General features: G+C 63.9%; 22 protein-coding genes and 1 tRNA gene. 12 read left to right on the top strand and 11 right to left on the bottom strand.

Annotated features, from left to right (window positions below; translation table 11 throughout):
* Positions 1–200 precede the first annotated feature (200 nt).
* The 3 genes from ACPPVR_RS15895 to ACPPVR_RS15905 all read left to right on the top strand — a co-directional run bounded on the left by ACPPVR_RS15895 (position 201) and on the right by ACPPVR_RS15905 (position 5363).
* The gene (locus ACPPVR_RS15895) at positions 201–1811 is read left to right on the top strand and encodes an ABC transporter substrate-binding protein (RefSeq protein ID WP_426615141.1); all 1611 of its coding nucleotides are present in this window, start codon (positions 201–203) and stop codon (positions 1809–1811) included.
* 98 nt (positions 1812–1909) lie between these two features.
* The gene (locus ACPPVR_RS15900; protein ID WP_426615142.1) at positions 1910–3517 is read left to right on the top strand and encodes an ABC transporter substrate-binding protein; all 1608 of its coding nucleotides are present in this window, start codon (positions 1910–1912) and stop codon (positions 3515–3517) included.
* Positions 3518–3764: 247 nt separating this feature from the next.
* Positions 3765–5363, top strand: a complete 1599-nt coding sequence (locus tag ACPPVR_RS15905; RefSeq protein WP_426615143.1) for a glycosyltransferase family 39 protein — start codon at positions 3765–3767, stop codon at positions 5361–5363.
* Between the two features lie 204 nt (positions 5364–5567).
* Here ACPPVR_RS15905 and ACPPVR_RS15910 read toward each other — a convergent pair whose 3' ends face one another.
* From ACPPVR_RS15910 to ACPPVR_RS15925, 4 genes are all read right to left on the bottom strand, one after another.
* Positions 5568–6818, bottom strand: a complete 1251-nt coding sequence (locus ACPPVR_RS15910) for a multidrug effflux MFS transporter (RefSeq protein ID WP_426615144.1) — start codon at positions 6816–6818, stop codon at positions 5568–5570.
* Between the two features lie 127 nt (positions 6819–6945).
* Entirely contained in the window at positions 6946–7317 is a 372-nt protein-coding gene (locus ACPPVR_RS15915; protein ID WP_426615145.1) for a hypothetical protein, read from the bottom strand.
* 183 nt (positions 7318–7500) lie between these two features.
* Positions 7501–8505 (bottom strand): hypothetical protein, encoded by a 1005-nt coding sequence (locus tag ACPPVR_RS15920; protein ID WP_426615146.1) that lies wholly within the window; start codon positions 8503–8505, stop codon positions 7501–7503.
* Positions 8506–8788: 283 nt separating this feature from the next.
* Positions 8789–8877: transfer RNA gene (locus ACPPVR_RS15925), tRNA-Leu, on the bottom strand.
* A gap of 174 nt (positions 8878–9051) precedes the next feature.
* On the opposite strand from ACPPVR_RS15925, the gene ACPPVR_RS15930 reads away from it, so the two are divergent.
* Positions 9052–9477 (top strand): twin-arginine translocation pathway signal, encoded by a 426-nt coding sequence (locus ACPPVR_RS15930; RefSeq protein WP_426615147.1) that lies wholly within the window; start codon positions 9052–9054, stop codon positions 9475–9477.
* A gap of 13 nt (positions 9478–9490) precedes the next feature.
* On the opposite strand, the gene ACPPVR_RS15935 is transcribed toward ACPPVR_RS15930, so the two are convergent.
* The gene (locus ACPPVR_RS15935; RefSeq protein WP_426615148.1) at positions 9491–10693 is read right to left on the bottom strand and encodes an FAD-dependent monooxygenase; all 1203 of its coding nucleotides are present in this window, start codon (positions 10691–10693) and stop codon (positions 9491–9493) included.
* A 17-nt stretch (positions 10694–10710) separates the two neighbouring features.
* Positions 10711–10956 carry a zinc-finger domain-containing protein gene (locus ACPPVR_RS15940; RefSeq protein ID WP_007602543.1) on the bottom strand — a complete coding sequence of 82 codons (246 nt, stop codon included), beginning with the start codon at positions 10954–10956 and terminating at the stop codon, positions 10711–10713.
* Positions 10957–11275: 319 nt separating this feature from the next.
* Here ACPPVR_RS15940 and ACPPVR_RS15945 point away from each other — a divergent pair, with 319 nt between their 5' ends.
* Positions 11276–12412 carry a hypothetical protein gene (locus ACPPVR_RS15945; RefSeq protein ID WP_426615149.1) on the top strand — a complete coding sequence of 379 codons (1137 nt, stop codon included), beginning with the start codon at positions 11276–11278 and terminating at the stop codon, positions 12410–12412.
* A 37-nt stretch (positions 12413–12449) separates the two neighbouring features.
* Positions 12450–13205, top strand: a complete 756-nt coding sequence (locus tag ACPPVR_RS15950; RefSeq protein ID WP_426615150.1) for an alpha/beta fold hydrolase — start codon at positions 12450–12452, stop codon at positions 13203–13205.
* Here the strand turns inward: ACPPVR_RS15950 and ACPPVR_RS15955 are convergent.
* Positions 13191–14567 carry a hypothetical protein gene (locus tag ACPPVR_RS15955; protein WP_426616118.1) on the bottom strand — a complete coding sequence of 459 codons (1377 nt, stop codon included), beginning with the start codon at positions 14565–14567 and terminating at the stop codon, positions 13191–13193. The two genes, ACPPVR_RS15950 and ACPPVR_RS15955, sit on opposite strands and share 15 nt — an antisense overlap.
* Before the next feature lie 278 nt (positions 14568–14845).
* On the opposite strand from ACPPVR_RS15955, the gene cysE reads away from it, so the two are divergent.
* Both cysE and ACPPVR_RS15965 read left to right on the top strand, forming a co-directional pair.
* On the top strand, positions 14846–15670 hold the full coding sequence (gene cysE, locus ACPPVR_RS15960; RefSeq protein ID WP_426615151.1) for a serine O-acetyltransferase: 825 nt from the start codon (positions 14846–14848) through the stop codon (positions 15668–15670).
* A 133-nt stretch (positions 15671–15803) separates the two neighbouring features.
* Entirely contained in the window at positions 15804–16022 is a 219-nt protein-coding gene (locus ACPPVR_RS15965; RefSeq protein WP_007602550.1) for a DUF3126 family protein, read from the top strand.
* A gap of 16 nt (positions 16023–16038) precedes the next feature.
* Here the strand turns inward: ACPPVR_RS15965 and ACPPVR_RS15970 are convergent, their stop codons facing one another.
* Entirely contained in the window at positions 16039–16740 is a 702-nt protein-coding gene (locus ACPPVR_RS15970) for a hypothetical protein (protein ID WP_426615152.1), read from the bottom strand.
* Positions 16741–16963: 223 nt separating this feature from the next.
* On the opposite strand from ACPPVR_RS15970, the gene ACPPVR_RS15975 reads away from it, so the two are divergent.
* Together ACPPVR_RS15975 and ACPPVR_RS15980 are read left to right on the top strand one after the other, a co-directional pair.
* The gene (locus ACPPVR_RS15975; RefSeq protein ID WP_426615153.1) at positions 16964–17293 is read left to right on the top strand and encodes a DUF6949 family protein; all 330 of its coding nucleotides are present in this window, start codon (positions 16964–16966) and stop codon (positions 17291–17293) included.
* Positions 17294–17373: 80 nt separating this feature from the next.
* Positions 17374–17904 carry a gamma carbonic anhydrase family protein gene (locus tag ACPPVR_RS15980; RefSeq protein WP_426615154.1) on the top strand — a complete coding sequence of 177 codons (531 nt, stop codon included), beginning with the start codon at positions 17374–17376 and terminating at the stop codon, positions 17902–17904.
* A 2-nt stretch (positions 17905–17906) separates the two neighbouring features.
* Here ACPPVR_RS15980 and ACPPVR_RS15985 read toward each other — a convergent pair whose 3' ends face one another.
* Complete coding sequence (locus ACPPVR_RS15985; protein ID WP_426615155.1) at positions 17907–18071, bottom strand: hypothetical protein; 165 nt, start codon at positions 18069–18071, stop codon at positions 17907–17909.
* Complete coding sequence (locus tag ACPPVR_RS15990; protein ID WP_426615156.1) at positions 18068–18298, bottom strand: hypothetical protein; 231 nt, start codon at positions 18296–18298, stop codon at positions 18068–18070. Before ACPPVR_RS15990 ends, ACPPVR_RS15985 begins: the two co-directional genes overlap by 4 nt.
* 96 nt (positions 18299–18394) lie before the next feature.
* Between ACPPVR_RS15990 and ACPPVR_RS15995 the strand changes: the two genes are divergently transcribed.
* A complete protein-coding gene (locus ACPPVR_RS15995) occupies positions 18395–18703 on the top strand; it encodes a hypothetical protein (protein WP_426615157.1) in 309 nt (102 codons plus the stop codon).
* A 103-nt stretch (positions 18704–18806) separates the two neighbouring features.
* Positions 18807–19184 (top strand): hypothetical protein, encoded by a 378-nt coding sequence (locus ACPPVR_RS16000; RefSeq protein WP_426616119.1) that lies wholly within the window; start codon positions 18807–18809, stop codon positions 19182–19184.
* Between the two features lie 230 nt (positions 19185–19414).
* Here ACPPVR_RS16000 and ACPPVR_RS16005 read toward each other — a convergent pair whose 3' ends face one another.
* Complete coding sequence (locus tag ACPPVR_RS16005; RefSeq protein WP_426615158.1) at positions 19415–19909, bottom strand: hypothetical protein; 495 nt, start codon at positions 19907–19909, stop codon at positions 19415–19417.
* Positions 19910–20079: the final 170 nt, after the last annotated feature.

Here is a 20079-nt window from a genome sequence, read left to right on the forward strand (position 1 = left end):
GTTGTAAAGCTAAACCGATCCTTGTGGAGCCCGTGCGCGCGCCGCCTTGGGCTGCACCGAAACTGGATTGACGCGCTCAAGGCTGTCTGCAAGTCTCGAAAAGATAAAGGCATTGCAAAAGGTTAGTTCGCCTAAAGAACGAACCGGATGCTCAACCAATAACCTGCCTTTGAACAATTTCACGTCAGGAGAAACTTTATATGTTCCACTTGATGCGCCGGGGGCGTCGCGCGTTCGCCTCCAAACTTGCGCTGTCGGTCCTAGCGCTTTCGACCGCGCTGGCCTCGCCAGTGCTTGCGGCCGGCAAGACCATCACCGCGGTGATGCATTCCGATCTCCGCATCATCGATCCGATCTTCACGACCGCCTACATCACGCGCGACCACGGCTACATGGTCTACGACACGCTGATCACGACGGACGCGAACTTCAAGATCCAGCCGCAGATGGCGGACTGGAAGGTCTCCGATGACAAGCTCACCTACACCTTCACGCTGCGCGACGGGCTCAAGTGGCACGACGGCGCACCGGTGACGGCGGAAGACTGCGTCGCCTCGCTGAAGCGCTGGGCTGCCGTCGACGGCATGGGTCAGCAGATGATGACCTTCACGGCCAGCATCGAGGCGACCGACGCCAAGACCATCACGCTGAAACTGAAGGAGCCCTACGGCCTCGTGCTGGACTCGATCGGCAAGCCCTCTTCGCGCGTGCCCTTCATGATGCCGAAGCGTCTGGCCGAAACCCCGCCGGACAAGCAGATTCCCGAGCAGATTGGCTCCGGCCCCTTCAAGTTCGTGCAGGGTGAATTCCAGCCCGGCGTGAAGGCGGTTTACGTCAAGAACACCGATTACGTGCCGCGCAAGGAGCCGACGAGCTGGACCGCCGGCGCCAAGATCGTGAAGGTCGACCGCGTTGAGTGGATCACCATGCCGGACTCGCAGACCGCGGTGAACGCGCTGCAATCGGGCGACATCGACTTCATGGAAGTGCCGCCGTGGGATCTGCTGCCGGTGCTTGAAGGCAATCCCGACCTCAAGGTCGAGACGCTGAACAAGTTCGGCTACCAGACGCTCGGGCGCATGAACTTCCTCTATCCGCCCTTCGACAATCCGAAGATCCGCCGTGCCGCCTTCCTGGCAATGAACCAGAAGGACGTGCTCGACGCGCTCGTCGGCAATCCCAAATACTACAAGATCTGCGGCGCCTTCTTCATCTGCGACACCCCGTTCGCAACCGATGTCGGTTCCGAATCGCTGGTCAAGGGCAACGGCATGGCGGAAGCCAAGAAGGCGCTCGCCGAGTCCGGGTATGACGGCACGCCCGTCGTGGTCATGGTGCCCGGTGACGTCGTGACGCTGAAGGCGCAGCCGACGGTCGCGGTGCAGCTGCTCCGCGAAGCCGGCTTCAAGGTCGACGCGCAGGCGACCGACTGGCAGACGGTGGTGAGCCGTCGCGCCAGCCAGAAGCCCCCGAAGGAGGGCGGCTGGAATATGTTCTTCACCAACTGGGTCAGCGCCGACGTGTCCAACCCGATCTCCAATCTCTCGATTGGCGGCCAGGGCAAGAAGGGCGGCTGGTTCGGCTGGGCGGAAGACGCCAAGATCGAGAAGCTCAAGGACGACTTCGTCCGCGCCGCCTCGCTCGACGATCAAAAGAAGATCGCGACCGAGATCCAGAAGGAGGCCTATGACCAGGTGATCTACGTGCCGCTCGGCCAGTATCTGGCGCCGAGCGCGTGGCGGAAGTCGCTGTCCGGCGTGCTCGACGGCCCGGCGACGCCGGTGTTCTGGAACATCGACAAGTCGGAGTGAGGCAGCGGCGCGTCAGCGCGCCTTCTGTCCCGACCATCACGCGGCGCCGCTGTCATCGGCGGCGCCGCTCGCCAGGAGAACTCGCCAGGAGAACTTCAATGTTCCAACCCATGCGCCGAGGGCGTCGGGCGTTCGCCTCCACACTTGCGCTTTTGGTCGTGGCGCTTTCGGCACTGGCCTCGCCAGTTCTTGCCGCGGGTAAGACCATTACCGCCGTGATGCATTCGGATCTACGCATCCTCGATCCGATCTTCACCAGCGCCTATATCGCGCGTGATCATGGCTACATGGTCTACGACACGCTGATCGCGACGGATTCGAACTTCAAGATCCAGCCGCAGATGGCGGACTGGAAGATCTCCGACGACAAGCTGACCTACGCCTTCACGCTGCGCGATGGTCTGAAGTGGCATGACGGGACGCCGGTCACCGCGGAAGATTGCGTTGCCTCCCTGAAGCGATGGGCCACAGTCGATAGCATGGGGCAGCAGATGATGCTGTTCACCGCGAGCATCGAGGCGACCGACCCCAAGACCATCACGCTGAAGCTGAAGGAGCCGTACGCGCTCGTGCTGGAATCGATCGGCAAGCCGTCCTCGCGGGTCGCTTTCATGATGCCGAAGCGTCTCGCCGAGACGCCCGCGGACAAGCAGATCCCCGAGCAGATCGGCTCCGGCCCCTTCAAGTTCGTGCAGAATGAATTCCAGCCCGGAGTGAAGTCGGTCTACGCCAAGAACACCGACTACATGCCGCGCAAGGAACCGGCGAGCTGGACCTCCGGCGGCAAGGTGGTGAAGGTCGATCGCGTCGAATGGATTACGATGCCGGACGCGCAGACGGCGTTGAACGCGCTGCAGTCGGGCGACATCGATTTCATGGAAAATCCCGCCTTCGAAATGTTGCCCACCATCGAAGCCGACAAGGAGCTCAAACTCGAGACCCTGAACAAGTTCGGATTCCAGACGGGCGCGCGGATGAACTTCCTCCACCCGCCGTTCGATAACGTCAAGGTTCGACGCGCAGCACTGCTGGCGGTCAACCAGAAGGACGTGCTGGATGCCCTAATCGGCAATCCCAAATTCTACAAGGCTTGCGCCGCGATCTTCATCTGCGACACGCCGTTCGCGACAGAGATTGGCGGCGAGACCCTCGCGAAGGGCGGCGACATCGCTGCGGCCAAGAAGGCGCTCGCCGAGTCCGGTTACGACGGGACACCCGTCGTGCTCATGGCACCGGGCGACGTTCTGACGCTGAAGGCCCAACCGATCGTGGTGGCCCAGCAACTGCGCGAAGCCGGCTTCAAGGTCGACTTGCAGGCGACTGACTGGCAGACGGTGGTGAGCCGGCGTGCCAGCCAAAAGCCCCCGAAGGAGGGTGGCTGGAACATGTTCATTACAAACTGGGTCAGCGCCGACGTGGTCAACCCGATCTCCAACATCGCGGTCGGCGGGCAGGGCAAGAAGGGTGGCTGGTTCGGCTGGGCGGAGGACGCCAAGGTCGAGCAGCTCAAGGACGCCTTCGTTCGCGCGGCCTCGCTTGATGATCAGAAGAAGATCGCGACCGAGATCCAGAAGGAGGCCTATGACCAGGTGCTCTACGTCCCGCTCGGCCAGTATCAGGCGCCAAGCGCATGGCGGAAATCGATATCCGGCGTGATCGACGGCCCGGCGACGCCGGTGTTCTGGAACATCGACAAGTCGGAGTAAGCCAAGACCGACTCAGAGGAGGGTGCGTCCTGCACCTTTCGTCCAATCATCACGCGGCGCCACTGTCATCAGCGGCGCCGTCGTCTTTTGCGGACCTCGTTTCACAAGGCATTGGAGCTTTTAGCTCTTCCAGTTTGCAATTGTTGCTATTTGTTTCCAATCTGAAATAGATGGTTCGTCTTCGGACATTACTTGCTTTCCCTCCGTCAATTTGAATCACGTGCCGATCGATTTTGCATTTCAGGCGATGGCCGAACGGTCGGATCGCGCGCCGTCGCGCTGGCGCCGACCGTTGCTGCGTTGGCTCGACGCTGTGGAGGCGGGCTGGGCTGTGCCGCTGCTGCTGGTTGGCTTCGTCGCGGTCTGGACACTCTATCTGGCGGTCGCCTACGCTGGCGGCGGGCTGCATCCCGATACGCTCGAGGCCTGGACGCTGGGGCGCCATTTCGCCTGGGGCTATCACAAGCATCCGTCGCTGATGGGCTGGATTGCCGCGGCCTGGACCGCCGTCTTCCCGCTCAGCGACTGGTCGCTGCAATTGATGGCGATGGCGAATGCGGGGCTTGCGTTGTTCTTCGTCGACCTGGTCTCGCGGCAGTTCGTGACCGGGCACAAGCGCATCATGGTCCTGCTGCTCCTGATGCTGACACCGGCCTATCAATTTCACGCCCAGCGCTTCAACGCCAATGCCGTGCTGCTCGCGATCTGGCCGCTCGCCACCTGGTGTTTCCTGCGCGCGTTCGCGACCCGCAGTGCATTCTGGGCGGTCGCCGTCGGCTGCACGACAGCGCTCGCAATGGTCGGTAAATATTATTCGGTCTTTCTGGTCGCGAGCTTTGCATTTGCAGCGCTCGCGCACCCGGCGCGACGCGCCTATTTCACCTCTGCTTCGCCCTGGATCTCCGTCGTCAGCGGGCTCGCGGTGTTGTCGCCGCACCTCTACTGGCTCGCCACCACGGGCGCGTCGACCTTCACCTATGCGCTGAACCACGCCAACGGCAACGCCATCAGCTCGCTCGGGGAAGTGAAGAATTTCCTGCTGGGACTTGTCGCGGCCATGAGCGTATCGGCCGTCATCTGGGTCTTGATCGCAGGAACGCGACTCAAACAGTTTTCGGCCGACTTCGCCGCGATGAGCCCGAACCTGCGGCTTCTTTTCTATGTCGCGATCGGCACGATCGTGCTGCCGGTTCTGACGTCGCTTGCGATGGGAACGGACCTGCCTTCGCTATGGGCCTTGCAGGGATTGTTCCTGTTCGTCGTGCTCATCGTTTGCGGCACCCGTTATCCGATCGAGCGCTTCTACACCGTCAATCTCGCGGTCATCGCCGCCGGTGTCGCACTCGCCGCCGTCCTGGTCGTTGCGCCGATCCATGCCGTCTACCGCAACATCAACGGTTATGAAGAGGGGCGGAATTTTTACGCGCAAGCGGCGAACGAGGTCACCCGGCAATGGCACGAATTGACCGGCGAGCCGCTCAGCAGAATCAGTGGCGACGATTCACTGGCTTTCGCCACGGCCTTCTACAGCCCTGATCATCCGCATTATGCACGGCCCTTCGCGTATCAATACGAGTGGGGACTACCGCGCAAGACGACGCTCGATCGCGGCTGGGCAGCGCTCTGCTTCCGCGGCCAGGACGATTGTGGTCGCTGGATGGAATGGGTGGCGTCGCAGACCGGACATTTCGTCAGGCAGGAATTCACGGTGCAGGCATCGCTGTGGGGCAAGCCCGGCCTGAAACGGGATGTGGTCGTCCTGATGGTGCCGCCGCGCGCGAACAGCGATGTCTCGCCCGAAACTGCCGCGCAGGATTTCAGCGCCAGCAAGCGCAGTCCGAAGTAGGCGCTTCTCTCAGCAGTGGCTGTCGCGCACCCGTTCGAGCCCTTCGCTCGCGAAGGGCGGGATGAACGCGGGCTGCCTTACGACAGGAGCCGCACGCTGCGCCTCAGTCGGTTCCGACGCGTGATCGGTATCGTTGCGGTCCGGTTCCATTAAGGCGGCCTTTCGAATTGCTGCAGGACAACATCGAGAGATCCACGAAGTTCCTCACACGATGGCGCGATGATGCGGCTTGAACAGCCGTCCCTTCTCCACCACCAGCACGATCGCAAGTGCTGCGAGCGTCGACAGGAAGAAACCGACCGAGAACGGCATCAGCGTGCCATCGAAGCTTTGTCCGATCGCCATGCCGACGACGATGCCGATCAGCGTCGTGATCGAACCGTAGAGCGAGGACGCGGTGCCGGCGATGTGACCCTGTGGCTCCATGGCGAGCGCGGTGAAGTTCGCGACCATCATGCCGAACGAGAACATCATCAGGGCGGAGAGCACCATGAACAAGGCAAGCGGCAGCATGCCGAGGCATTCGGTCAGCAGCATCACGCCGGCCACCGCGGTGTAGAGCGTCAGCGCGCCGTGCGAGATCACGCGCATGCCGAGGGTTCCGACGAACCTGGCATTGAGGAAGCCGGCAATGGCGGTGCCGGCCGCGATCGCGGCGAAGGCGAGCGGGAAATAATGGCCGAGGTGATAGATGCCGGTAAAGACTTGCTGGGCCGAGAACACATATGCGAACAGCGCGCCCATCACGCTGCCAGCCGCAGTCGCGTAGCCGATGGTCTGGCGGTTGGTGACGGTTTGGCGGAAGGCTGAGAGCACGTCGGCGGGCGCGAGCGACCTGCGCTCCGACTCGGGCAGCGTCTCCGGCAGCCGCCAGACGCTCCATGCCAACGCGAGCAGTCCGTAGAGCATCAGCACGACGAAGATGCCGCGCCATTGCGTGACCAGCAGTACCGCTTGTCCGAACGAGGGCGCGATCACCGGCACCGCGATGAACACCATCATCGCGAGCGACATCACGCTCGCCATGCGGCGGCCGACATAGCAGTCGCGCACGATCGAGGTCGCGATCACGCGCGTCGCCGAGGTGCCAAGTCCCTGAAGGGCGCGCGCAAGCAGCAGCGTCTCGAACGAGGGCGCTGCGACCGCGAGCACGCTCGCGACCGCATAGACCGCCATGCCGCCGAGCAAGACCGGCCGTCGCCCGAACCGGTCGGACAACGGACCCATGACGAACTGGCCCGCGCCGAAGCCGATCAGGAAGGTCGACAGCACGAGCTGGAGATGGTTGGCGTTGGGAATGTTGAAGGCCGCCCCGATATTGGGCAGCGCCGGCAGCATCATGTCCATCGCGAGCGGATTCAGCGCCATGATGGACGCGATCACGACAACGAATTCGGGAAAACCCATCGGACGGTGTCCTGAGGACACCCAGTCGTCGGCATTGACGTCGGACAAGCAGCTCACCTCTGATTTCGGAGGCTTTATCTATCGTCCATGCTGCGATGCACAACCCATGTTTTGGGATGGCTGGCAGGCAGGCTGACGGTGGATATGTGTTGGTCAGGAGGCCACCGTCGCAGCTTCAGTCTGTCTTTCGCGCTTGCTTGACGAGGTCGAGCGCCAATTGCCCCGCCGTCTCCGCATAGGCGAGATCGCGATGGATCAGCATCACGGTCGTGGCGCCGTCGAGCAGGATCAGGAGCTGGCGGGCGAGCGTTGTCGCGCTGGGAACGCCTTGCTGCTGTAACTCCGTTTCGAGCCACGCCTCAAATCGCTTCTTGTGGGCCGCGCCGGCCTTGACCGCCGGATGCGCCGGCGCGTTGGCGAGCTCGGCGGTCGTGCGCCGGAAGCCACAGCCGCGCCATCGCGGCGTATCCACGGACTTTCCGAGCCTGGTGAAGAGACCGCGGACCTTGTCCGCCACCGTGCCCTCGGTTTCCGCGAACCAGCGCATGTAAAGCTCCAGCGTCGGCTGGTCCCTCGCCGCAATGGTTTCGCGGGTTGGAAACCAGGGATTCACCATAAGATCGGGGACGGCACATCGGGGAGATGAATCCGCAACGCATCCTGTCCACTGTGGCCTGACGGGCGCCTTGTAGGCGTCGATGGAACCCAGGCGAATAAGGTAGTCGCGGTGTCAGACATCACCGGTACAGCACAATGGTTGGGTCCGTCGGCCGGGATGCCGACGAGGCGTAACATTTGGCTCGCCTGCCTGATCGCGCTGGTGACGTTTTTGGTGCTCGGCAATCTCGCCAACGATTCCGCGCTCGATGTGAATTACGGCTGGGATGTTCGCGTCAATTGCGCGGCGGTCGATGCACATGCCGATGGGCTCGATCCCTACTTCGTCAAGAATCTGAAGGGCACCAAGCTCTCCTATCCCTATCTGCCGGCGACGCTGGATGTGTTCCGTCCGCTGTGCGCGGGTGGCTTTCTCGTCGGTCATCACCGAGGCGTCTTTCTCGTCCTCGCCTTGCTCTGCGGTCTGCTTTTGCCCGGTCTCGGCCGGCCACGCAGTTTGCGCGACGTCGGGCTCAGGGTGCTCTGCGTGCTCGGCGCGTTCGTTGGATTCGAATGGGTGTTGGCCTCGGGCAATTTTGCAATCCTGGGCGGCTTCCTGACGGCCGCCGCACTTGCGCTCTTGCTGCGTCCCGTCGCGCCGGCGCCGCACGATGATCGAACAGACGCCCCTCGTATCGCAGGGGCCGCACTGCTCGGCCTTGTGATGTCGTTCAAGCTGGTGTTCTGCCCGGTGCTGGCCGCGCTCTATTTCCTGCCGCTGCCGCGCCGGCGGAAACTCGTCTTGATTATCGCGGCGGGCCTTAGCTTTGCGCTTCCGATCCTGGTCTCGATCGTCTTCTATCCAAACCTGTTCTCGAGCTGGCTGCTTGCGATCACAGGAGGGATCCCCGACCAGCATTCGGTCCAACTCGAGGAAACCAATCCGTCGCTGCTGCTGCTGGCGCAAAGTGTCGTGGATCGCGTTGGACTTGCCGACAGCAAGCTGCTCGTGCTCGCCATCTACGCGTTGTCGGCGACTGCGTTCGTGCTCGCGCCGCTCGGCTGGTCGCTGCTGCGCGTGATCCGCAATTATGAGGGATCGTTGCTGCGGCGCCTCGACCGCTGGCTGATCGATCATCCGCACGCAGCGATGCGCGTGAGCGTCCTCGCGATGTACGGACTTTATCTCTGCTCGCCGCGCCTCAAGGAATATGCGTTCTTCGAACTGGCGGTCTACGCCGCAATCCTCATCGTCGATCTTCCGGCCGCAGCCCTTGCCGCCGTACTAACCATCGGCGTTGCCGCTCCGACGCTCGTCTCGATCACCGGGAATACGATCGAGGGCGGCTTTGCCCAGATCGCGGTCGCGCTCGCCTGCTTCTGGATCATGCTGTGGGCACAGTTCGCGCCCTCAGTTCAAATGGTGCGGGCAGCCGGGGTCGAACCGGCACAGCGCTTGCGCACCGAGGGATTTTAAGTCCCTTGCGTCTACCAATTCCGCCATGCCCGCTTGATCCAACGAGATCAAACACTTAAGTCCTGTCCGGCCGTTTGGAATTGGCGCGTTCGCGGGCCTGACAGGGTGGTTCTTCCTTAAGCGAGCCGGCCGCACAAGGCAAAGCCTCAATCCGGACATCCGGCCCTGCTTTAGGCATTCTCAATCCACGGGGACTATTCAACCGGCATGGCTGCTTCGTTTTCCTTTTCCCTGCGCGCGTGTTGCGCGGCTGCCGCGCTGCTCGCGGCCGGCGTCGCGCTGTCCGGCTGCGCCGGCATGAGCGAGACGGTCGCTCCGGCCTTTGCCGATCCCGCCAAATACGAATTGTATGATTGCAAGCAGCTCGAGGGCGAGCGCAAGGCGCTCGCCGCCCGCACCGCAGACTTGCAGAAGCTGATGGACAAGGCAGAGACCGGGACAGGCGGCGCCGTCGTGTCCGAACTCGCCTATCGCAACGACTACGTCGCGGTGCGCGGCTCGGCGCAGCTTGCCGAAGACGCCTGGCGCCGCAACAAGTGCCGGGAAACGCCGCCCGGTGCGGCACCGTCGGCCTCCGCTCCACAGCGGCCGGACATCAAGCCCGCCCCGAAATCCGGCAGCGCCGTTCGCTGAGCCGGCGTGCGCCTCAGGGGCGCCAGCGGTAGATCCAATCCTGGCGCGCCAGCATGCGTTCCGGCCCGAGCGCGCGGATCGCAAGATCGCGCGCGAGCGCGAGCGGCCCGCCGAGATGATAGATGCGGCCCTGCTGCCGCGCGGTCCGCTGCACCTGGCTGACACGGGCCTGACGTGCCCGGCCATATTGCTTCAGCGCCGCCGCAACGCCGGCCGCGCTTTCGGCGGCCTCGAGGCTCAAATGCCGGGCGAGCACGGCGGCATCCTCGATCGCCATGCCGGCGCCCTGGGCTGCGAACGGCAGCATCGCATGCACGGCGTCGCCAAGCAGCGCGACCTGGCCATCGCACCAGGGGCAGCCCTCGGGCACGCCGAACAGCGCCCATTTGCGCCAGGTGTCGACGGTGGCCAGCATCATCCGGGCCGGCGGCGGCCAGCGCGGCGCGGCGAAGGCGTCCATCACCTCGAACGGATCGCCCGGCGTGCTCCAGCCCGGCCTGTTCCAGGTGCCCGGCAGCACTGCCACCACGTTGATCAGGCGCCCGCCGGCGATCGGGTACGCGACGAGATGGGCATTGTTGCCCATCCAGAGCTGCACCCGCCGCGCGGTGTAGTCCTTCGGTAGTTGCGTGGCATCGAGGGTGCCGCGCCAGGCAATCAAGCCCGAGAAGCGCGGCTGTACCTCGGGAAACAGATGCTGGCGTACCGTCGACCAGATGCCGTCGGCGCCGATCAGCGCGCTGGCGAGATCGCTGCGGCGGATCGTGCCGCTGCGATGGACGACCGTCAGCCCCTTGGCGTGGGGCGCGACATCTTCGAATGTCGCGCCGAGTTTCAAATCGATATCGGGATGGTCGGAAACCGCGCCGGCGAGTGCCGCTTGCAGGTCGGCGCGGTGCACGACCCAATAGGGAGCGCCGGCGCGCGCTGACGCGGCGTCGCGGAGCGGCATGCGCAGCAATTCGCCGCCGGCGCGCGCGCTCATGATCGAGACCGCCTCCGGGACGACCGCGCGCAGCCTGAGCCGCTCCGTCAGGCCGAGTTCGACCAGCACGCGGCTGGCATTCGGGGAGAGCTGCAGGCCGGCGCCGACTTCCTCGAGCCGCTCGGCTTTTTCCAGCACGACGATGCGAAAACCGCGGGCGGCCAGCGCGAGCGCAGCCGTCAGTCCTCCGATTCCGGCGCCGGCGATGACAATCGTTCGAGAGAGCGCCACCCCTGACCGAGGGGAGCTCAGGCCACCTTGTCCTTCAGGACGCATTCCGGCGGACGGGCTTCGCCAGCCTTCAGATCAGCGGCGAAGCGGTACAGCGTCGAGCAATAGGGGCAGATGATCTCGTTGTCGTTGCCGAGGTCGAGGAAGACGTGCGGATGGTCGAACGGAGGGTTGGCGCCCACGCACATGAACTCTTGCGAGCCGATCTCGATGACGGGGACACCGGCATCGTTGTGGAAGTGCGGGACGACATGGTCGGACATCGTAACTCATCCTGGAGTGGCAATGGCGGCAGACACAATCAACAACTGACGCGGCATCTTTAAGGCGCCGCGGACCATACTGGCGGGTTCAGATGATTGCTAGTCCGGCGGAACCGAAAGGCCCGCATTGCCCCATGCTCATTTGCTCATGCAAATTCGACACAATCTTGCGGCCTGAGAGAAGCCCTTCTTTCGTCGGGGACGTTGTGTCGCAATTTTGGCATACTATGTCTATGGACGCCCGCAATTGCGGCAAAAGACGAAACGTCGATCGCAAATGACCCTGCGCAAATGACCTGAGGATGTCCAGGCTTTCAGCATGAAGTGGCTGCGAATCAGCACAGCGTTGACCGGGATTGCGGCATGCAGCTTCATGCTCGCGCAGGTAGCGCCGCAAGCCCGCGAGGCCGGCGCGATTCTGACCGCCCAGGACGATCCGGCGGCCCTGTCCGAGCTCAGGCTCGATGCGGTTCTGCGGCAAAACGACCGCTTGGTTCAGGACAATATCGAGGCCGCGCTCGCGGCGGGTGACGCAGATCTCGCTGACAGTTTTGTCGCGCTCGCGCGCGACCGCAACATCGCGCTGCCCGACGATCTGCTGAGCCGCGTCAGCGATGCGGTCAAGGAAGAGAGCTCCACCTCGCATTTCGCAAAGCGCTTCGCCACCGGGCTCGTCACCGGCAGTGCCGACGATGTCGCGAGCCTGTCAGGGACTGTGGCCGGCGATCTCTTCGTGATCGGCGACGTCCGCGACGTCGTCCGCGAGGGCAAGCATCTCGCCATGGGCGAGGACACCGATCGCCTGGTGCTGGGCCTTGCGGCCGCGGGCCTTGCGGTGACGGCTGCAACCTACGTGTCGGTTGGCGGTGCCGCGCCGGTGCGCGCCGGGCTGACGCTGGTGAAGGATGCCCGCAAAGTCGGGCGGCTCGGCGAGGGACTCGCCGCATGGGCCGGCCGCTCCGCGCGCGAGGTTGTCGATACGCCAATGCTCCAGAACGCGGTTGCCTCGGGGTCGGTGTTACGCCCGGGCGAGACTGTCGGCGCGATCAAGGCCGCGTTCCGCGCCGAGAAGGCCGGTGCGCTGGTTCGCCTCGGCAAGGACGTCACGCGGGTTGCCGAAAAGACCGGCACGCGCGGCGCCATGGACACGCTGCGTATCGCCGAGGGCCCGAAAGACGTCGCGCGTGCAGCACGCCTTGCGGAAGCACAGGGCGGCAAGACCCGTGCGATCATGAAGGTTTTGGGCCGTGGCGCGCTGCTGCTCATCGGCGGCGCATTCGATCTCGCGCTGTGGCTGTTCGGCGCGGCCCTGACGCTGTTTGGTCTGCTGTTCTCGATCAAGGCGATGACCGAGCGTCTGACGCAAGCCTGGTGCGATCGCAGGCGTGCGCGCCGGCTGCGCCGGGCGCAAATCGCTGCCGACGCCGCTCTGGCGGATGCGGCCCTTACCGCCTAAGATCAATCTCTTCCCCCACAAGACCGCGGAATATGTGATGCCGAGCTTTCACAATGGAGTCGTTGAAATTGCCTATCTCGACGAAGGCGAGGGCGATCCGATCATCCTGGTGCACGGCTTTGCGTCCAGCAAGAACGTGAACTGGGTCTATCCGACCTGGGTCTCCGAGCTGCGCAAGAACGGCCGCCGCGTGATTGCGCTCGACAATCGCGGCCATGGCGAAAGCGCAAAACTCTACGAGCCCGCGCAATACTCCATCCCGACAATGGCCGGCGACGTGCTCGCGCTGATGGACCATCTTGCGATCCCGCAGGCCGACATCATGGGCTATTCGATGGGCGGCCGGATGACGGCCTGGCTCGGCCTCAACGAGCCGCAGCGCCTGCGCTCGGCGATCCTCGGCGGCATCGGCATCGGCGGCCTCATCGAGGGCAGCGGACCCGGCGAGAACGTCGCGAAGGCGCTGGAGGCGCCCGCGCTCGACGATGTCACCGATCCCGTGGGCCGCACCTTTCGCGCGTTCGCCGATCAGACCCGCTCCGACCGCAAGGCGCTTGCCGCCTGCCTGCGCGGCACGCGAGAGCTCATGACGAAGCAGGAGGCCGCGCGGATCGATATACCCGTGCTGATCGCGGTCGGCTCTACCGACGACGTTGCAGGCTCAGCCAGCGCACTCGGCGCGATCATCCCCGGCTCGGAAGTGCTCGACATTCCCGGCCGCGATCACATGCGCGCAGTCGGCGACAAGGTCTACAAGACCGGCGTTCTGGATTTCCTGTCACGCCGCGGCTGAGGCTTCGTCCGCAGCCTCGTCGTCATCGAAGGCGCGCGCCAGCGCCATCAGCACCACGAAGGTCGCAACCCACACCATCCGCGCGCCGTAGCGGTCGTGTGGGCCCGAGATGATACCGCAGATGAAGGCATTGCCGAGCAGCGCCAGCGTCACCGTTACGGCCAGCAGTGTCAGATCATCCAGCCGGCGATATGCCAGCGCGTGTCCGAGCAGCCCGAGCAACCCCAGCATCGAGACCAATGCGACGGGCACGTGCAGCCAGTTGAAATATTCGAAGTCGATGCCCCAGTTCTGCTGCCGTGCCTCGCGCATCGGCGCCACCTGCGCCGGGATGTAGCGCTCGATGATGCCATAGGTGTGCGGAACCCAGCCGCTGGTGCCTTCGCCGGTCGCGACATGCAGCAATTGCTGCCCCATCGCGCTCAGGGCCGCCTCAGCCTGCCAGGCCGGATAATCCGCGAGCGAATGCACGACGATGTAGCTCATCTCGTCGTTCATGCCCTCGAACCGGCCGAGCGTGTTGAACATGCTCGTGCCCCACAGGAACTCGTCGGCGGTCGCCGGCAGTTCATTGCGATAGGGACAGAGCTTGAAGCTCTCGCGTGGGCAGCGATCGTTGAGATAGCGCGCGACGATGCCGTCCTGCATCATGCGGCCGAAGGCGACGCCGGTGCCGCCCGGCGTCCAGGCCCATTTGCCCGACAGCGCATGGTTCGCCGAGACCAGCATCAGGCCGCCCGCGACGATGGTCAGGCTCGCCTGCGCCAATCCGGCAATCGGCAGGCGGGTCCCCAGCAACGGCCGCATCATCCAGCCGACGGCGCAGAGCCCAAGCAGCACGCCGAGCGTGGCGCTATGGGTCGCGGCGGCAAAGGCGGTGAAGACGAACAGCGAGGCTTTCTCGATCCCCGAGATCCGGTTGCCTCCGACGATCAGGAGAAACAGCGACAGCACCGACAGTCCCGCAAAGATGTCGGTGAGCAGCATGCTGGCGAGCCAGGGCAGGGCGGTCGAGAGGATCAGGAGCAAGCTGATCGCGACGAAGCGGAACGTCTGCATCAGGCCGAGCACGCGCAGGGTGAGCTGCAGCAGCCACAGCGTTGCGAGCGACTGGACGGCAAGGTTGATCCAGAAGCCGAAGCCCTCACCGTAATGCAGATAGAGGCCGAACACGGTGGAGCGGCTCGGCACGAGATAGCCTTCGTACCAGCGCGCCAGATAGCCGCCGGTATCCCATTGAAGCAGGGGGTAGCCGTTCCAGAACGCCGGCGAGATCATCAGCACGGGCAGCGCCACCGCGGCGAGCCGCAGCCAGAACGAGCCCGCGGCGCGCGCGCGTAAACTATCGGTGGTGATGGTCAAATCCGCTCCGTCGTCGCTCGCGACCATGCCCGCAATAGCGGTTGAGACGAAATTCACCAATAGTTTGACGGCGCCCGGCTTGAATTTGGCAAAACCCTGACCATTTTGAGCCGACCTTGCCGCCTGGGGGGCGTCAAAAGAAATTGTTGTGATTCAACGTGTTGGCAGGCTTTCGCGGGGCAAGGTGCTGTTCACTCTCAGGCAAGCCCGTCGGGACTTTGTCGCCTAGACTGTGCTATAGAGCCAGCCAAACGAGCCAATTCGAAAGAGCAGATCCCATGGCAGTGCATCAGGTCAATCCGGGAGGTAAGCTCGCTTCGCTCGATCCGATCTGGGACCGGATCCGGGGCGAAGCAGAGGATATCGTCCACCGCGAGCCGGAGCTTGCGACCTTCATCTATTCGACGGTGCTGCATCACAGCCGCCTCGAAGATTCGGTGATCCACCGTCTCGCCGACCGGCTCGATCATTCCGCGCTGTCGGGCGATCTGGTGCGCCAGACCTATGACGAAGCGTTGCGCGCCGATCCCGACCTCGGCAATGCCTTCCGCGCCGATCTGGTTGCCGTTTATGACCGCGATCCCGCGACGTCGCGCTTCATCGATCCCTTGCTCTACTTCAAGGGCTTTCACGCGCTCCAGACCCATCGCCTCGCGCACTGGCTCTTGCTGAAGGGCCGCAAGGATTTCGCGTACTACCTCCAGAGCCGCGCGTCTGCGGTGTTCCAGACCGACATCAATCCCGCCGCGCGCATCGGCCGCGGCGTCTTCCTCGACCATGCCACCGGTTTCGTCTGCGGTGAGACGGCGGTGATCGAGGACGATGTTTCGATCCTGCATGGCGTCACGCTCGGTGGCACCGGCAAGGAGAATGAGGACCGTCATCCCAAGATCCGCCACGGCGTTTTGATCGGTGCCGGTGCAAAAATCCTCGGCAACATCGAGATCGGCCATTGCGCGCGCATCGCCGCCGGCTCGGTCGTGGTGAAGCCGGTGCCGCATAACGTCACTGTCGCCGGCGTGCCCGCCAAGATCGTCGGCGAGGCCGGCTGCGCCGAGCCGTCGCGCACCATGGACCAGATGATCAACGCGACGGGACTTTGATACGGTCTTCGACTTCGAAGAGGGCCTGATTTTCCAGCCTTTTTCGTCCCCAAATTCTTTGGCAATTCATGCTGGCGGTTCGTCGCGTCTCGTCCTAAAACCCCGCCAACCAGATTTCGATTGGAGACTTGCCGTGGACGTCAAAGAAGTCAGAAAGCTCGACGCGTATTTGAAGCGCGTGTTCGGCAATCCCAAGATTCGCGTCGTGCCGCGGCCGAAGAAGGATGATTCCGCCGAAGTCTATATCGGCGAGGAGTTCATCGGTGTGCTGTTCGTCGACGACGAGGATGATGATCGCTCGTTCCAGTTCCAGATGGCGATCCTCGAAGACGATCTCGTCGACCAGGAATAGTTTTCAACGCCGTCTATCACCTCGGCCCGCGCAGTTGCCCCGTCAGCTTGTCCATCGCCTCCGCGACGTCGCGCCACTGCGATAACCAGCTCCGCGGAAAGCGGAAGGTGAGGTCGGCGCAGTCGACGCGGCGCTCCGACAGGCACATGCCCGGGGTGGCCGCATCGCGCGTGCAGCGCGCGGTGAGCGCGGGGCTCGCAGCAGAATAAAAGTCCTCGTTGCCATAGGGCGTGTCGGCTCGGAACATCCGCATCGTCAGCCCGTCCTCCGGTGTCGTCGCGGCCTGGTCGAGGTAGCGCGGATAGATCGTGGCTGCTCGCTGTTCGGGGGCCAGCGCATCGTGATGCGCCGCGATCGACAGGAAGATGCGGTCGATCGGCTGCATCGCCGCTTCCACGTCGTCGGCGGTGACGTGCTTTGGCGTGCTCGGCGGCTCCAGCGAGGGATAGAGGAAATCGAGGTCGATGCGCTCCTGCGGTCCGGAGTGCCGCTGGATCTTCATCCGGATCGCTGATGTCGGCAGGTTGAACAGCGTGCCGCCGACGCTCACCGGCAGCTTGTCCGGGTCGTTCGCGCCGCCCGTGCTCCAGGTCGGCCACAACAAATAGGCAACCAGCGCGATCGCGCCGGCCGCGAACACGCCACCGAGCACGAACGGGACGAAATGCGCCCGCGGGCGCGTCCTGGAGCGAGGAGAGGTTGCCGAAAACACCGTCATGACGTCGCGCAAGTGAGCCTGACGTCGGCCGATGGGCCGACGAATCAACGGCGAATATGCCACGCGGCGACGATCTCGCGGAAGGTTCCCGGCTACCGGAAATGGGAGAGGGCCCTGCGCTGGCCGGGCGGCGCCGTTAACCCTCGCTTAAGGATAATGTAGCGTTAACCGGCACTTTTTGTCACAGGAGGGCACCGGCGTTGCGTAAGGGCGGACTGTTCCGATGACACCTGAAGCTTTCAATATGTTCTTCTCGATCTGCATCGGCTTCGCGCTCGCGGGCGCGCTCGCAAATGGATACCAGGCGTTGTCGCAACGGCCCGCCGGTTTCGGGCTGTTGCAGGAGGGCGTGGCTCCGCGGACGTTCGCGGCGGTGCCGTTCCTGGTGTTCGCTGCGCCCTTCATCATCATGCGCAACACGCTGCGCGGGATGCGGGTGGAAAGCCGCCGCTTTGAATTCGTGATGATGGCAACCGTCATCGCCGGCTTCTGGAGCATGATGAGCGGCACCTTCTTCATGATGACGCTGCGCGCGGCCGGCGTCCTGGCCTGAGCTCGCCTTCCCGGCTGTACAGCCCTTTGCGTGAGGGCCGCCGTTTCGCTATGGCTGGGTCCACCTGACAGGAGACCTTCATGGCGATCTACGAGCTGGACGGACAGGCGCCCGATCTTCCCGCCGACGGCAATTATTTCATCGCGGAGACCGCAACCGTGATCGGCCGCGTGCGCCTGAAGCTGGGCGCCAGCGTCTGGTTCGGCGCGGTACTGCGCGGCGACAATGAATGGATCGAGATCGGCGAGGGCGCCAATGTGCAGGACAGCTCGACCTGCCATACCGATCTCGGCTTTCCGCTCGTGATCGGAAAGAACTGCACCGTCGGTCACAACGTCATCCTGCACGGCTGCACCATCGAGGAGGGCGCACTTGTCGGCATGGGCTCGATCGTGATGAACGGCGCGAGGATCGGCCGCAACAGCATCGTCGGCGCCGGTTCCGTCATCACCGAGGGCAAGGCATTTCCCGAACGCTCGCTGATCATCGGCTCGCCCGCGCGCGTGATCCGCACCCTCGACGACGCCCAGGTGCAGAAGATGGGAAGCGCGGCGAGGTTCTATGTCGCCAACGGCCCGCGCTTCAAGAAGGGCCTGAAGCGGATCGGTTGAGTTCAGCTCCCCTCGGACTCGCGCGCTTCGATTGCGCCCGCGACCTTCTCGTGACCGGCTGACCACAGCGCGTGCTCGGCGCTGCCATCCGAGTAAGGATTGGCTTCTGCCGGAATGTTGTCGCGCGCGGCGCGCTCGCCGTCTGCAAAGGGATCGCGATCGGTCATCGTGATTTTGCCTTTCTGGTTCTGGGGCGCGCTGTCACCTTGTCCGCCGCGCCGTCGCGTTTCGCGCTCTTGCGCAGGGCGTCCCTGAGGTCGATCGGGATGCCGTGCTTCTTCAAGAGGTCGGCAAAGGCCTCATCGGCGAGCTCTTGAAACGTCGCCATCCTGTCGCGGCCCAGTTGCTTCAGCTTGTCGAAACTATCCTCGTCGAACGCGATCAGTTTGCGCATGATCGTGATGGCCTCCTGAGGTTCAAGCGGACGTGACGGGATTTGTTCCGGAACCGGCCCTCCGCGCCGCCGTTGAGCCACGAAGGAGAATTTTTAATGTCCGGACCGCTCGCAACCGTTTCAATCAAAACCTTGATCGTCATCCTCTGCCTCGCTGCAATGCCGGCCGTATCCTTCGCGCAAGGCACCGGCGGCTCCGCCGGATCAACCACCGGCGTTGCCAATTCCCCGGCGTCGGCGCCGGGCACCAACAGTCTCGGCACGGCGCAATCGTCTGGTGCAAACAGAGCGCCCGGCGTCACCACCGGCACCGTCTCCGGTGCAAACCCCGACGCTGATGCCACGGTCGGTGCCGAGAACCGGCTGCTCGACAAGAAGTTGAAAAGCATCTGCCGCGGTTGCTGACGCTCGCGCGGAAGTGAGCCAGTATGCCTGTCATGAATGCCCGAATGCCACTAGGTTGGCCCTCTTTTGTGGTGTGGAGCGTTTCCACGCGGAGGGTTGAGTGATGTTACGCAAGATGATCCTGGCTGCATTGGCTGTCGCGGCCGTCGGTCTCGCAGCGCCTGAGGCGGCGCAGGCGCGGGGCGGTTTTGGCGGAGGCGGCCATATGGGCGGCGGCCATTGGGGCGGCGGTGGTGGTTGGGGCCATGGCGGCGGCTGGGGCCACGGCTGGCACGGGGGCGGCTTCTGGCCCGGTGTCGCAATTGGCGCCGGCATCGCGGGTGCGGGCTATGGGTACTATGGTTACGGCTCCCCCTACTACGGGGACCCCTATTATGACGGCGCCGGCGATGGCGGCTATGACGGGCAGTGCTACCTCGTGCGGAAGCGTGTCATGACGCAATGGGGCTGGCGTGTCCGCCGTGTCCAAGTCTGCGAATAGCGTCTGCGAATGGCCCCTGTGAGCGGCGTCTGCGGGTAGCGCAGACGCTCGGCGGGGCCACAAAAAAACAAGGCCGTTGACGCAGTATACCGTCAACGACCTTGCCAGCCCCGGACATTTAAAATCGGCTCACGCCATCCGGTAGGGGCGAGCATCGCCCGGAATCACACGGACGAATGTGATCCAGTTCACAAGTGGCGAAAATAAAAGGCGAGGGCGTTGCCGCCCGATCAGCCGCGCGATTTGCCGCGTTTGCGCACACTGGCCTGGTGACGCGCCGGTTTCCTCCGGGTAACCGACGGCGTATCAGCCTCGGCGGACCGGACGCTGGCAAAGGATTGCCGCAAGCCGTCGATGGATTCGTTCAGGGTCGCGACTTGCTCCGACAGGCGCTTGGTGTCGGCCTGCTGCGATGCGAGCAGCCGCTTCATCGTCAAAAGCTGGTCCTGCACGACCTGGAGCTGGTCGATCGATTCCTGCTGGGTCGCCTCCAGCCCCTTGGTCTTTTCGACCAGTTGCTCGGACGCCTGCACCGTGCGGGCCTGGAGTTGCCGCGAGGCGACCACCCGGTCGGTCTCCGGTGCGGCGCCGGTATAGGCCCGCCAGATCGCGATCGAGGTCACGCCGGCGATCATGAACAGGAGGGCCGCGGCGGTCAGCGCGATGGGCTGAGCGCCAAGACGGAGGAGGGGATTGGACGGTGCGCCCTCGGCGAGATCGATCATCGCTGACAAAACCCAAACTGAAACTTGGTGAGTGGCGAAGACCGGCAGCCCAAGAACGCAGAACAAGGCGGCCGGGAGGTCCCGAAAGTGTTACCATTCAGCAACAATTGGGACCAAAAAGAGGCTGAGGGCGAAAAAACACTGATCAGCTCGCCTTCGGCCCTCTGAAG

Source organism: Bradyrhizobium sp. McL0616, assembly GCF_049993385.1.
In the GTDB taxonomy this organism is placed as follows: domain Bacteria; phylum Pseudomonadota; class Alphaproteobacteria; order Rhizobiales; family Xanthobacteraceae; genus Bradyrhizobium.

Excerpts from the sequence above, each read along its gene's own strand:
- ACPPVR_RS15895 (WP_426615141.1), top strand. The coding sequence starts at position 201 with ATGTTCCACTTGATGCGCCGGGGGCGTCGCGCGTTCGCCTCCAAACTT.
- ACPPVR_RS15900 (WP_426615142.1), top strand. The coding sequence starts at position 1,910 with ATGTTCCAACCCATGCGCCGAGGGCGTCGGGCGTTCGCCTCCACACTT.
- ACPPVR_RS15905 (WP_426615143.1), top strand. The coding sequence starts at position 3,765 with ATGGCCGAACGGTCGGATCGCGCGCCGTCGCGCTGGCGCCGACCGTTG.
- ACPPVR_RS15915 (WP_426615145.1), bottom strand. The coding sequence starts at position 7,317 with ATGCGCTGGTTCGCGGAAACCGAGGGCACGGTGGCGGACAAGGTCCGC.
- ACPPVR_RS15920 (WP_426615146.1), bottom strand. The coding sequence starts at position 8,505 with ATGATCGATCAGCCAGCGGTCGAGGCGCCGCAGCAACGATCCCTCATA.
- ACPPVR_RS15930 (WP_426615147.1), top strand. The coding sequence starts at position 9,052 with ATGGCTGCTTCGTTTTCCTTTTCCCTGCGCGCGTGTTGCGCGGCTGCC.
- ACPPVR_RS15940 (WP_007602543.1), bottom strand. The coding sequence starts at position 10,956 with ATGTCCGACCATGTCGTCCCGCACTTCCACAACGATGCCGGTGTCCCC.
- ACPPVR_RS15945 (WP_426615149.1), top strand. The coding sequence starts at position 11,276 with ATGAAGTGGCTGCGAATCAGCACAGCGTTGACCGGGATTGCGGCATGC.
- ACPPVR_RS15950 (WP_426615150.1), top strand. The coding sequence starts at position 12,450 with ATGCCGAGCTTTCACAATGGAGTCGTTGAAATTGCCTATCTCGACGAA.
- cysE (WP_426615151.1), top strand. The coding sequence starts at position 14,846 with ATGGCAGTGCATCAGGTCAATCCGGGAGGTAAGCTCGCTTCGCTCGAT.
- ACPPVR_RS15970 (WP_426615152.1), bottom strand. The coding sequence starts at position 16,740 with ATGACGGTGTTTTCGGCAACCTCTCCTCGCTCCAGGACGCGCCCGCGG.
- ACPPVR_RS15975 (WP_426615153.1), top strand. The coding sequence starts at position 16,964 with ATGACACCTGAAGCTTTCAATATGTTCTTCTCGATCTGCATCGGCTTC.
- ACPPVR_RS15980 (WP_426615154.1), top strand. The coding sequence starts at position 17,374 with ATGGCGATCTACGAGCTGGACGGACAGGCGCCCGATCTTCCCGCCGAC.
- ACPPVR_RS15985 (WP_426615155.1), bottom strand. The coding sequence starts at position 18,071 with ATGACCGATCGCGATCCCTTTGCAGACGGCGAGCGCGCCGCGCGCGAC.
- ACPPVR_RS15990 (WP_426615156.1), bottom strand. The coding sequence starts at position 18,298 with ATGCGCAAACTGATCGCGTTCGACGAGGATAGTTTCGACAAGCTGAAG.
- ACPPVR_RS15995 (WP_426615157.1), top strand. The coding sequence starts at position 18,395 with ATGTCCGGACCGCTCGCAACCGTTTCAATCAAAACCTTGATCGTCATC.
- ACPPVR_RS16000 (WP_426616119.1), top strand. The coding sequence starts at position 18,807 with ATGTTACGCAAGATGATCCTGGCTGCATTGGCTGTCGCGGCCGTCGGT.
- ACPPVR_RS16005 (WP_426615158.1), bottom strand. The coding sequence starts at position 19,909 with ATGATCGATCTCGCCGAGGGCGCACCGTCCAATCCCCTCCTCCGTCTT.